The sequence below is a fragment of the Paraburkholderia bonniea genome, assembly GCF_009455625.1.
GTDB lineage: Bacteria > Pseudomonadota > Gammaproteobacteria > Burkholderiales > Burkholderiaceae > Paraburkholderia > Paraburkholderia bonniea.
The window spans coordinates 3023186-3035284 of the sequence record NZ_QPEQ01000001.1 but is presented as its reverse complement, the minus strand read 5'-3'; the positions used below and the strand labels follow the sequence as shown (position 1 = coordinate 3035284).

Annotated in this window: 10 protein-coding genes; 6 read left to right on the top strand and 4 right to left on the bottom strand. The window is 58.3% G+C overall.

Features of this window, described 5'->3' with window-relative positions; all coding sequences use genetic code 11:
• Positions 1–127 precede the first annotated feature (127 nt).
• On the bottom strand, positions 128–850 hold the full coding sequence (locus tag GH656_RS13390; RefSeq protein WP_153076390.1) for a hypothetical protein: 723 nt from the start codon (positions 848–850) through the stop codon (positions 128–130).
• A gap of 3 nt (positions 851–853) precedes the next feature.
• Here GH656_RS13390 and GH656_RS13385 point away from each other — a divergent pair, with 3 nt between their 5' ends.
• On the top strand, positions 854–1015 hold the full coding sequence (locus GH656_RS13385) for a hypothetical protein (protein ID WP_153076389.1): 162 nt from the start codon (positions 854–856) through the stop codon (positions 1013–1015).
• Between the two features lie 78 nt (positions 1016–1093).
• On the opposite strand, the gene GH656_RS13380 is transcribed toward GH656_RS13385, so the two are convergent.
• Positions 1094–1657 (bottom strand): hypothetical protein, encoded by a 564-nt coding sequence (locus tag GH656_RS13380; protein ID WP_153076388.1) that lies wholly within the window; start codon positions 1655–1657, stop codon positions 1094–1096.
• Between the two features lie 758 nt (positions 1658–2415).
• On the opposite strand from GH656_RS13380, the gene GH656_RS13375 reads away from it, so the two are divergent.
• The 4 genes from GH656_RS13375 to GH656_RS13360 all read left to right on the top strand — a co-directional run bounded on the left by GH656_RS13375 (position 2416) and on the right by GH656_RS13360 (position 8386).
• Positions 2416–3315, top strand: coding sequence for a glycerophosphoryl diester phosphodiesterase (locus GH656_RS13375; RefSeq protein ID WP_153076387.1), 900 nt, complete (start codon positions 2416–2418; stop codon positions 3313–3315).
• Between the two features lie 350 nt (positions 3316–3665).
• The gene (locus GH656_RS13370; protein WP_153076386.1) at positions 3666–4949 is read left to right on the top strand and encodes a dicarboxylate/amino acid:cation symporter; all 1284 of its coding nucleotides are present in this window, start codon (positions 3666–3668) and stop codon (positions 4947–4949) included.
• Between the two features lie 151 nt (positions 4950–5100).
• Positions 5101–7017, top strand: a complete 1917-nt coding sequence (locus GH656_RS13365) for a sensor histidine kinase (RefSeq protein ID WP_153076385.1) — start codon at positions 5101–5103, stop codon at positions 7015–7017.
• A 7-nt stretch (positions 7018–7024) separates the two neighbouring features.
• Entirely contained in the window at positions 7025–8386 is a 1362-nt protein-coding gene (locus GH656_RS13360; RefSeq protein WP_153076384.1) for a sigma-54-dependent transcriptional regulator, read from the top strand.
• A gap of 54 nt (positions 8387–8440) precedes the next feature.
• Here the strand turns inward: GH656_RS13360 and GH656_RS13355 are convergent, their stop codons facing one another.
• Complete coding sequence (locus GH656_RS13355) at positions 8441–8914, bottom strand: peroxiredoxin family protein (RefSeq protein ID WP_425495883.1); 474 nt, start codon at positions 8912–8914, stop codon at positions 8441–8443.
• 385 nt (positions 8915–9299) lie between these two features.
• Between GH656_RS13355 and GH656_RS13350 the strand changes: the two genes are divergently transcribed.
• Positions 9300–9902: a hypothetical protein gene (locus tag GH656_RS13350; protein WP_246184269.1), complete on the top strand. Its 603-nt coding sequence runs from the start codon at positions 9300–9302 to the stop codon at positions 9900–9902.
• 552 nt (positions 9903–10454) lie between these two features.
• On the opposite strand, the gene GH656_RS13345 is transcribed toward GH656_RS13350, so the two are convergent.
• Positions 10455–12053 (bottom strand): YifB family Mg chelatase-like AAA ATPase, encoded by a 1599-nt coding sequence (locus GH656_RS13345; protein WP_153076382.1) that lies wholly within the window; start codon positions 12051–12053, stop codon positions 10455–10457.
• Positions 12054–12099 lie beyond the last annotated feature (46 nt).

Genomic DNA, 12099 nt, shown 5'->3' with positions numbered 1-12099 from the left:
TCGTAGCCTTCTTCAATCGTGTTATGGCCTGAACGGCGGCCGTGGAGGTAGGTGTCGTTGCCTGCGCCGCCTGCGAGGGTGTTGGTGCCGGAGCCACCGTCGAGGATGTCGTCGCCGTTGAAGCCGATTAAGAGGTCGTCGCCTGGAGTGTGCCGTTGGCAAGTTTGGTGAAGTTGCTGAAGAGTTCGTGGCCGGTGTCGATGGCGCCGTTGCTGTCCCGGTCAAGCACGAGAAAGCCGTCGCCGGTGGTGATCCAGCCGGTGTGGGTGCGGTGGCCTTCGCCAGTGAAATCGAAGTGGGCGGTGGACTGGTCGACGCCGGTGGTGTGGATGCCGTCGCCGTTTAGGTCGAGGATTAGGGGGGCGATAGCGCCGAGGGCGAGGCTTAGGTCTTTGAAGAAGGCTTCGATATCGGGGAGAGGATTTTCCCAGGCTAATGCGTTGGCAATGATAATTCCGAGTAATTCACCCGTTTTTCCGCCTAGGTATGCAAGACCTCCGGCTAAAAGAACAACGATTGCGCTAGTTGCTACGGTACCTGCCGCAACACCAAAAACTGCAACAAGAGCACCAGATAGCACTGGAGCCACAGCAAGCCCCACGCCACCCGCCGCAGCACTACCAATAATTGAACCAATTGCTCCACCAACAGGAACCCAGTTGCCCGTTCTCTGCGCATTAATGACTGCGTTCCCTAGTGTTAAACCATCAACTAACGCCCCGACTGCCACTACGCCTTTCGCATATTTAGAGAATCGTGCGGCATTGGCTATCGCCTTCCCATAATTCCTATAACCCTCGATACTGCCTTGCTTTAGTTTTTCTAAATTATTGGAAATAGATTGACTCACTGCATGAAAATTCTTTTGCTGCGCAATCGTCCCCCCCGCCATCACCCAAATTCATTAAATGATAAGAAAGCCGGCTTGCCTGATTTGCCATTTTCCGGCCAAGCTGCTCGTATTTATCTGCCAGGTCTGTACTTTTTTGGGATGATCATTGCAGCGATGTCGTAATTTCACTGGAGATTACTGTCCAGATATCAGATGCGCTGGTTGCCAGCTTCTCTTGCATTTCGACAAAATCGGATTTTGTTAGCGCTTCCATTTTTCACCTCTGAGTTGCAGTTTGATCATTAAAAACAAGGTTGTCCAAAGCATGATGTGAGCGCCGTAAAAGAGAGGCGCGCTAATGGCAATCATTACCCGGTTGGAGGTAAATATTCCCATTATTCCTTTGGTTGGCGGCGGCGACCCAAATAGCCACGTTCCACCCAAAAATAAAGCTATGACAAAAATCACAGCCGCCTTTTTTTTACGGCTGGCATACAGTAAATCTTGATAATTAATTGGATCTTTCGTCTTCGAAAAGCATACAATCAAACTCATATAAAAGCCCAAAAATACCGCAAGCCCGTAACTAGCTGATAATGTACAGGGATAACGATTGCCGAAAATTAATGATCGAACCATTGGAATGCGGTGTCCGACTGAGCACAGATTGCTAACCAAGCCAAAATTATTTGGATTCGTGGCTGGAGTTAGAATTGCCACCAGCGCCAACCCAAAAAACACCAGACAAAGTAAAAATCTACACATGTTATTGGAAATAACAGGCATAAATATAGAATACATTTTTTTATCTTGTTTATTTTTCATAAGCAGCTTCCCAGAGTGACTAGCGATTTTTAAAAAATCACCGGCGAGGTTGAATTTTTATCTTTTCCATATAAAATTGACGGATTTCTCAATCTGCCATTAGCGATAGCAGATTAATTTACGCCTCATCAATTTCTTTCAGGTTCGGGGCGCAAGTATCACACAGCCAATTTATTTTTCAATACCCAAAACCAGAATTGACATATTATTACAAATCACTCGCGCGCCAGTTAATTTCTATTTTTTTTGCTACGCCGATGATTTTATTGGATATATTCATCTCATTATTTGGTGGCATATAAATCACCAGATAAAAACCATATCGCTTTCAATATATTTAGCAGTGGATTTACATACGCACTCAAAATCTTTGTCTGATCCAGCGCTTGCCCTGCGCTATAAGCGATTCGGTGGTCGGGGTGGTCGCCATTTGCCGCGAAACGTCACGCAGTGCCGCGCCTTCGGCATGTATCTATGCTCACCACTCACCACAGACCACGCACATTGCTTGCGCTCCGCACGAACGGCAACGCGGCGATGTCATCGCACAGCGAGATGGGAGTGATGAATTTCTAGTGCAACGTTTTCTGGCCGAAAGAATTCGCGGCCAGTACCAATGACGTACCAATGACACCGTTTCCGCCCCGATCCACCACGAGACAAAACAAAAAATCCCAGAAAAACCGCATCTCCTCACACGCGATACGATCGCCCCCGGAGCCTCTTGCTACTGAAACAAAAATTGAAAGGTGAGTGCGATGCGCAATCAGGACGGCAAAAACCGCAACAAAAACCGCAGCAAAAACCACCCCCACCCCACAACAGCTCAATGGCCTTACCCACCCCTCGTCGCTCACCGTTGCGGTGGCACGCTGGCACCAGAAAACACGCTCGCTGGTTTCGCCATGTGCGAGCGCTTTGGCTACCGGATGGTTGAATTCGACGCCAAGCTGTCAGCCGACGATGAGGTTTTCCTGCTGCATGACGACACTCTCGAACGCACGACCAACGGTCATGGGGCGGCGGCACGACATAACTGGAACGAGTTGGCCACGCTCGATGCCGGTTCGTGGTACAGCGCGAGTTTTGCCGGCGAGCGTTTGCCAACACTGGCCGCGGTGGCGCAGCGCTGCATCAGCTTGGGCATCGCTGCCAATGTCGAGATCAAACCGTGCGCGGGGCGTGAGGTGCGCACGGGCCAGCTTGTTGCGCAAGCCGCGCTATTGCACTGGCCTGCCGCAACCGCAACCGCAACCGCAACCGCAACCGCAACCGCAACCGCAACCGCAACCGCAACCGCAACCGCAACCGCAACCGCAACCGCCTCAGCACTTAATCAGCCGCTGCTCTCATCGTTTTCGCTCGATGCGCTGGCGGCTGCCCGCGACGCAGCACCGGCGCTGCCGCGCGGCGTGTTATTCGATGTGCTGCCGCATAACTGGAAGCAGATCGCGCGTGAATTGGGCTGCGTGTCGTTGCATACCAATCACCGTTCTCTCAGCGCAGATCAGGTGAGACAAATCCGCGCTGAAGGCCTGCGGGTGCTGGCTTACACCGTCAATGACCCGGCCCGGGCGAGTGAGTTGTCGCAATGGGGCGTGGATCTGATCTGCACCGACCGGCTCGACCTGATTTCACTCGATAACCTGAATATCTGAATGCCTAAATGGATAAACGCCTAAATGCCTGAGCATTTAAGCGCCGCTTAGCAAATCCAGGCCGTGCGGCATTCCGGTTTTGCCGACGGGCGGCACGAGAATTCCGGAAATCCAGACAGCGGATACGCCGCGCGATAAAAAATCATCAACAAATCAATAGTTTGTAAATCTTGTTGAGCTGGCATCGACCTTGCATGGTTAGCCAGAGGTCAGCAAGACCCTCGACAAAAACAAGGAGACAACGCGATGTCCGAAATCCGTATCCGGTCAGGTTGAACCCATCGTCTTGTCGTGGCCCAGCAGGGCTCTGGCGTTTCTTCTAATCCGCAGGATTGCAGCAGGAATTCATCGTGAAAAAACCGTTCTACAAAGTGCTGTATGTCCAGGTGATCGCCGCGATCATCATTGGCATCGTGCTGGGGCACTACTCCCCGGCGTTCGCAGTGGACATGAAGCCGCTTGGCGATGGCTTCATCAAGCTCATCAAGATGGTGATCGGGCCGATCATTTTTTGTACGGTCGTGACGGGCATTGCTGGCATGCAGGACATGAAAAAGGTGGGGCGGGTGGGCGGCAAGGCGCTGCTTTACTTCGAGATCGTCTCAAGTTTCGCGCTGGTGCTGGGCTTGATTGCCACTCATGTGCTTAAGCCTGGCGTTGGCTTCAATGTCGATCCGTCGACGCTGGATGCCAAAGCGGTTGCCTCTTATGCGGCGAAGGCACATGGCCAGAGCACGGTTGAATTCCTGATGCACATCATCCCGGACACGATTTCGTCGGCGTTCGCACAGGGCGAGATCTTGCAGATCCTGCTGATCGCGTTGCTGTTTGGCAGTGTGCTGGCGACAGTCGGTGAGCGTGGCCGGGTCGTCACCGATTTCATCGAAGGTATTTCGCACGTGTTGTTTGGCATGGTGCGGATCATTACCAAACTCGCGCCGATTGGCGCATTTGGTGCGATGGCTTTCACGATTGGCAAGTACGGCGTGGGTTCGCTGGTGCCGCTGCTCAAACTGATTGGCACGTTCTATCTGACGGCGATTGTGTTCGTGGTGGTCGTGCTGGGCGTGATCGCGCGGGCGGTGGGCTTCAACATCCTGCGCTTCATTGCGTATATCAAGGAAGAGATGCTGATCGTGCTGGGCACCAGCTCATCGGAAGCCGCGCTGCCGCAACTGATGCTCAAGCTGGAGAAGCTCGGTTGCTCGCGCTCGGTGGTGGGGCTGGTGGTGCCGACGGGATATTCCTTTAATCTGGATGGCACCAACATCTATATGACGATGGCGGTGCTGTTCATCGCTCAGGCCACCAATACCGATCTCACCTGGACTCAGCAACTGACTTTGCTTGCGGTCACCATGCTGACTTCGAAGGGGGCGAGCGGTGTGACCGGGGCGGGGTTTATCACGCTGGCGGCGACACTCGCGGTGGTGCCAACGATTCCCCTCTCGGGCATGGTGCTGATTCTCGGTATCGACCGTTTTATGAGCGAGTGCCGGGCGTTGACCAACATCGTGGGCAATGGCGTGGCGACGGTAGTGGTGTCGGCGTGGGAGAACGAACTCGACCGGGACAAGCTGAGGGCCGCGTTGCGTGGCGAAAGCGTGCCGGTGAGAGAAGCCGCTGGGGCATAAGCAACGCTCGCTTTACTAGCTGCACGAGCCGTGACCAGACGCCGCTGGCTAGCGGCGTTTTCTGCGGCTCTTTCCGCTGTGCTTTCCACAGATCTTGCGTCACAGCGCTATGCCACAATAGCCCGCCTCCATTCGCCGGGACTGTTCTGCTGTGACGCGCCGCCTTCTGATTTTTTTCGCGCTGGCGACCGGCCTGGTCGCCGCTTGCGGCCTGACGTGGCATTTCGCCTGGCAGAGCGGCATTGATAGCCTCAGGCGCAATGCTTCAGTGCGGGCCGACCGCACCACGGGCGCGCTCAAAAACACGCTCGAACGCTACGAATCCCTCCCTTACCTGCTCGCCAGACATCCGTTCGTGCAGGATCTTCTGGCCTCACCCAACCCCGCCAACGTCGCCCGTGCCAATCGCTATCTGGAAGACCTGAACCAGCACGCTCGCGCCACCGTTGCCTACGTCATCAAGGCCGATGGCCTATGCGTTGCCGCTAGCAACTGGCGCAGCGCGGACAGTTTCGTTGGCGTGCAGTACCAGTTCAGGCCGTATTTCGTTGATGCGCTGCATGGTGGCGTGGGGCGTTTCTTCGGGATTGGAACGGTCTCGCACGACCCCGGTTATTTCATTTCGCAACCTGTGTGGCAGGACGGCAAGATTGCTGGCGTGGCCGTGGTGAAGCTCAATCTCGAATGGTTCCAGGGGGCGGATGCTTCGGAGCCACTGATTGTCACGGACGATCACGGCGTGATTTTTCTGTCATCCGTGCCCGCCTGGAAGTACCACACGATGCGGCCATTGCCTGGTGCGCTCGCTGATTCGATCTTCAGGACTCGCCAGTATGCGCAGCAGAACATCACGCCGTTGCCGGTGAGTGTCGAGCGGCGCTTTTCGGATGACGCGGAGATCGTGCGCCTGGGCACCGGCGGCATGGCACCGCGCTACCTGGTGTCACGCCGCGCGATTGGCGAGCCGAGCTGGCATCTGATGACCCTTGCTAGCGTCGCACCAGTCGATGCCGATGCGCGCAATGCGGTGATTGTCACGGGCCTGGGTTATGTCTCGCTCTGCTTGCTGGCGTTCTACTGGCGCATGCGGCGCGCGCGCTTGGGCGAGATGATCCGCAGCCGGGCTTTGCTGCAAGAGGCGTATGCCGAACTGAATCAGCGCGTCGCGGCACGGACGGTTGATTTATCTGAGGCCAATGCGCAATTGCATAACGAGGTGCTGGAGCGCACGCGTGCTGAGCAGGAATTACGCGCGGCTCACGACGAACTGATCCAGGCCAGCAAGCTTGCCGCGCTCGGGCAGATGGCGGCGGGCATCACGCATGAGCTGAACCAGCCGCTGGCCGCGTTGCGTGGTTTCTCGGATAACACCCGTGTGCTGCTGGCACGCGGCGAACACGCGGCGGCGCAAGAAAATCTGGAGGCGATTGCGGCGTTGACCGAGCGCATGGGCAAGATCACCAACCAGCTCAAACTGTTTGTTGGCCGGGCCCAGCCGCGCAATGCGACGGTTTCCGTGGTGCGCGCGTTGCGCAACGCGCTGGCGTTGTTGCGGCAACGGTTGGAGCGGATCACGGTGACGCTGGCGTTAAACGATGCAAGCGCCACCGGTAATCCACCACTGACGCAAACGCTCAATCTTCACGACGACTATCCGCATCTGATTGCTCACTGCGATGAACTGCGTCTGGAGCAGGCGCTGATTAACCTGCTGGGCAATGCGCTGGACGCCATGGCTGAGGTAGCCAGGCCGCATCTTTTGCTCACGCTGGAAGCTACGGCCACGACCCTGGCGGTTCGCGTGGACGACAACGGTCCAGGCATCGCGGCCGAAGTGATGCCACGGCTATTCGAACCATTCTTCACCACCCGCGAGATGGGCCAGGGGCTAGGCCTTGGCTTGGCTATTGCGGCGTCCATTGCCCGCGACTGCGACGGCACGCTGGACGCGCGCAACGGTGCTCATGGCGGCGCATGCTTCACGCTGACGCTACGCCGGGCGGATTGCGCGGGCTATGTCAGCCGCGTATCAGCGTGGCCAGTGTCTCCTCATGTTTCGGGTTCCTGAGATAAAAATGACCATCACGCTTGAGCGCGGTTTGCCCGTGCTGTATTTCGAAGATGACGAACTAGTGCGCCGCGCCAGCGTGCAGAGCTTGCAGCTGGCGGGCTTTGAGGTGGCAGGTTATGCCTCAGTCGAAGCCGCTGCCGGGTTGATTAACCGTGAGTTCGCCGGGGTCATCGTCAGCGATATTCGCCTGCCTGGCGCGAGCGGCCTGGATCTGCTGGTGCAATGCCGCGAACAGGCACCGGACGTGCCGGTGATTCTGGTGACCGGGCACGGCGATATTTCGATGGCGGTGCAGGCGATGCGCGACGGCGCTTACGATTTCATCGAAAAGCCGTTCGCCTCCGAGCGCCTGATCGAAACCGTGCGGCGTGCGGTAGAGCGGCGCAAGCTGGTTTGGGAAAACCTCGCGCTGCGCCGCGAACTGGCGGGGCAGCACACCGCCGTGCCCCGCATCATTGGCCGTAGCGCGGCGCTGGAGCAGGTGCGGCGGCTGATTGCGAATGTCGCGCCCACGGATGCGCCGGTGTTGATCAATGGTGATACCGGCGCGGGCAAAGAACTGATCGCGCGCAGCCTGCATGAGCTATCGCCACGACGTGACAAAGCCTTCATTGCGATTAACTGCGGTGCGTTGCCTGAATCCATGTTTGAGTCCGAGATGTTCGGCTACGAGCCCGGTGCTTTTACCGGCGCGGCGAAACGCAGAATTGGCAAGCTCGAACACGCATCGGGCGGCACGCTGTTTCTTGACGAGATTGAGAGCATGCCGCTTGCGCTGCAGGTCAAGCTGCTGCGCGTACTGCAGGAGGGCGTGCTGGAGCGGCTTGGTTCGAACCAGCCGGTGCGGGTGAATTGCCGCGTCATCGCAGCGGCGAAAGGGGATATGTCAGGGCATGTCGCGTCTGGCGCGTTTCGCCAGGATTTGCTGTATCGCCTGAATGTGGTGACGATCGCGCTGCCGCCGCTGGCTGAGCGGCGCGAAGATATCGTGCCGTTGTTCGAGCATTTCGTGCTGGATGCTGCGGTGCGCTACCAGCGGCCCGCGCCGTTTGTTTCCGGGCCTCAGCAATTGCGGCTGATGCAGCACGACTGGCCTGGCAATGTGCGCGAGCTGCGCAATGCGGCTGACCGGTTCGTGCTGGGTGTGGCGGAAGATGCGCTGGCGGCCGCGACCCCGGCAGGGCAGCCGCTATCGCTGAAGGAACGGGTCGAGCAGTTTGAACGGGCGCTGATTGCGCAGGCGCTGGAGCAGGCGGGCGGTGCAGTTGCGCTCGCAGCGGACCAACTGCACCTGGGCAAAGCGACGCTCTACGAAAAGCTCAAACGCTATGGCCTGAGTGCGCGAGGCGAGGGAGAGCCGCGCTGAGGCGCGTGCCGGGTTGAAGTGAATGAGATGACTGAAATGACTGAAGTGGCCAGATCAGGCCGCTTTTAACGCGTTGTCGAGCAACTGGTTCAGTTCGCTGAACTGGGGCGCACCGACATAACGTTTCAGAATCTTGCCGTTTTTATCAACCACGAACGTTGTAGGCGTGAGCTGCACATTGCCGAACTGGCGTGCCGCTGAGCCATCATCAAGCGCCACCTTGAACGGCAACTGGCGCGTGACGGTGTAGTTGTTGACATAGGCGGGCGTGTCATAACTCATGGCAACCGCGACGAACTCCAGCCCCTGGCCCTTGAAGCGATTGTAGGTATCGACCATCTGCGGCATTTCCTGAATGCAGGTGCTGCAGCTCGTGGCCCAGAAGTTGACCATATACACCTTGCCTTTGAGATCTGCCGTGGACACTTTCTGGCCCGAGAGCAAGGTGAACGTCGCCTCAGGGGCGTGCTGCTGTCCGCCAAAGGCGAAATAGCCCGCCAGCGCCACAGCGCCCGCGATCAGCAACATAGCGACATAGCGGACGGGCGAGGCACGCTTGGTAGAGGAGGAAGTCATAAAGGGGCTCGCAGGGAAAACGCGTGAGGCACGGCAGCCGCGTGACATCACATGTGAATTGAAAAGAACCGAAGCGTCGAAGAGCCGAGTCGTCGAAGAGTTAATTGAAGCGGAAGCGGAACTGGGTGGGCGAACGGCGCGGCTATTGTAGCGTCAATTAATTCGCGTAATTGACCTGCCCCCTGGGCTCAGCCCGTGCTTGTTTCGCTGCATTAGTGTGGCATTGGCGTGGCTATAGCACGGCATTAGCACGGCATTAGCACGACCACGGCGCAGGCTTACCGCAAGAAGCGGATAATGCCGGTTTTCCGCTTAATTCAGGCTTTACCTCGTTCATATGTCCCGTTTTCTCTCATTTTTCCGCTTTGCGTTGAGGCCTCGTCGCGCCTCCGCTCAAGCGTTTCATCCCCGCGTTCGCGCAGCGGTGTTGCTGCTGGTGGCAACGGGTGTCCTGGCCGCCTGCACGCCGACTTACGACTGGCGCACGGTCATGAACAACGACAACGGCTACACCGTTGATCTACCAGCCAAACCCAGCGCGGACGAGCGGCAGGTCGAAATTGGCGGTGTGTCGATGAAAATGCTGATGCAGACCGCAGAAGCCGCCGATGCGGTCTTTGTGGTGGGCACGGTGGTGTTACCCGATGACCAGGTGCAAACCCAGCGTGCCGCGCTCGAATTTTTGCGCACCGGGCTGGCGCGCAACCTGGGCGTCGCTCCTGATTCCCACGCGACCCAGATCCCGCTTGCTGCAGGTGGGCAGGTACTGGGCCTTGAAATGACGCTGACCGGCAAGGCCGGGCCGCAACACGAGAAACGGGTGTTGTATGCCCGCCTCGTCGCCAAGGGACGCCACGTCTACCAAGCGGCAATCATCGCCAGTCAAGCTCCCCCCGAAGAACAAATCGACCAGTTTTTTCAGTCGTTCAAGCTGTACTAGGCGCGAAGCCACCGCACGGCCAGCGAGTGTGGCCGCGCAGCTCGAAGTGAATGCTCCACCGCAGGTTATGGCGCTAATAGCCGGATTTTATGGAGGTTTTCACTGTTACCCACAGGAGCTGTGGATAACTTTGTGGACAACCTTGATTCGCATCTCGCTAAAGCCCGTCTGGTGGGGCTTGAGTTAGTTTGCCCGCGATCTTGGCAAACGACAATATTCAATAAAATCAATGACTTGCTTGGTCTGCTAAGAATCTGCAGGGCAGGTGTCTTAAAGTTTTTCGGAATTTCGAAGTTGTGCATAAGTCAAGACTTGAGTGCATTTTTTTGCTTCTGACGCAGTGGATGATGGGTTATGCGCAATAGGTTTAATCCGCCTGCGCGTTGTAGACAGCCGGGAATGTTGAGCGCAGGGAAGAGGCGGGCGTGATCCTTTTTTGCGCAATTCATGAGCGAGAAACCCGCAGGCACCAGGCTGAAATTCGGGCTGCGAGCCGGGCTTTCCTCGCGTTTTCCTCACGCTGTCCGCTCAGAGCCCTCTACTGCTCTTCCATCAGCCGCCAGAAAACCCTCGCCGATACTGCACCGCCTCTGCAATCTGCGCGGCATCAGGCATGGCCACTTGCGCCATATCCGCGATTGTCCGGGCCACTTTCAGCACCCGGTAATACGCCCGCGCTGACCAGCCAAAACGCTCGCTCGCCTCGCGCAGCAACGCTTCACCGGCCGGGTCAGGGCGGCACACTTCATCTACCTCGCGTCCGCTTAGCTCCCGATTCGTTTTGCCTTGCCGCCTGCGCTGGACTTCGCGCGCCGCACTCACCCGCGCCGCGATCACGTGGCTTGCCTCTCCTGGCGTGCTGGCGCGTACCGATAGCTCTGCAGGCGTGAGCGCCGGAAGCTCAATCTGAATATCGATCCGGTCTAGCAGCGGCCCCGACAGCTTGCGCAGATAACGTGCGGCGATCTCTGGTGTGCAGCGGCAGCGGCCGCCCGGGTCGCCGCGCCAGCCGCAGGGGCACGGATTCATCGCAGCAATCAACTGGCATGCCGCGGGGAAATCAGCCTGCAAGGCGGCCCGTGAGATCGTGATACGCCCCGCCTCAAGTGGCTCGCGTAAGGTTTCCAGAACATGGCGGTCAAATTCCGGTAATTCGTCAAGAAACAGCACGCCTAGATGGGCCAGGGTGATTTCACCCGGCTGCGGCGGATTGCGCCCGCCGACCAGCGCAGCCGCGCTAGAGGAATGATGCGGCGCGCGAAATGGCCGCTGGCGCCATTGCGCGGCCGAGAACCCGAGCATGCTGGCTGACAGCAGGGCCGCTGAGGCCAACGCTTCGTCGTCCGTCATCGGCGGCAAAATGCCCGGCAAGCGCGCGGCAAGCATGGATTTGCCCGCCCCTGGCGGGCCCACCATCAGCATGTGATGGCCCCCGGCCGCCGCGATTTCGAGCGCCCGTCGCGCGCCTTGCTGGCCGATTACGTCGGCCATGTCCAGTTGCGTTGCCCGTGCGGCGCTGGCGTCGGGCAACACGGCGTGCACTGGCGAGAGGCGTGCGTCAGGCACGCGCGCCAGATGGGCGCACAGCGTTGGGAGATCGGTCGCGCCATACACATCGACGCCCGGCACTAGCGCGGCTTCGGCGGCGCTGGCAGCTGGCAGGTAAAGCTCTGGCGTGCGCGGTTCAGGTGTACGAGGCTCAGACGTGCGGGCGATGGCTGGATCGCCGGGCGGAGCGTGAAGCAGTGTGCTGTGACTGCGAGCCGTGCCGCAGGCCATCGCAAAGGCCCCGCGCATAGGCCGCAGCGCCCCTGTGAGCGAGAGCTCGCCAGCGAATTCCCGATACAGCATGGCTTCAGCCGGGATTTGCCCGCTCGCCGCGAGGATGCCAAGCGCAATGGGCAAATCAAAGCGGCCTGACTCTTTAGGCAGATCGGCGGGTGCCAGATTGACGGTGATACGGCGGACCGGGAAATCGAAGCCACAGTTTTGCAGCGCGGCGCGCACGCGCTCGCGGCTTTCACGGACTTCGAGATCGGGCAGGCCAACGATGGAAAAAGACGGCAGCCCATTGGCCAGATGAACTTCGACTGTAACTTCGGGCGCGCGGCCAGAGGCCGGCGCGCGACTGCGCACCACGGCAAGCGACATAACTTCTCCCGTCGGGCCGCGCGGGTTGCGCGCCGCCCCATTAAAA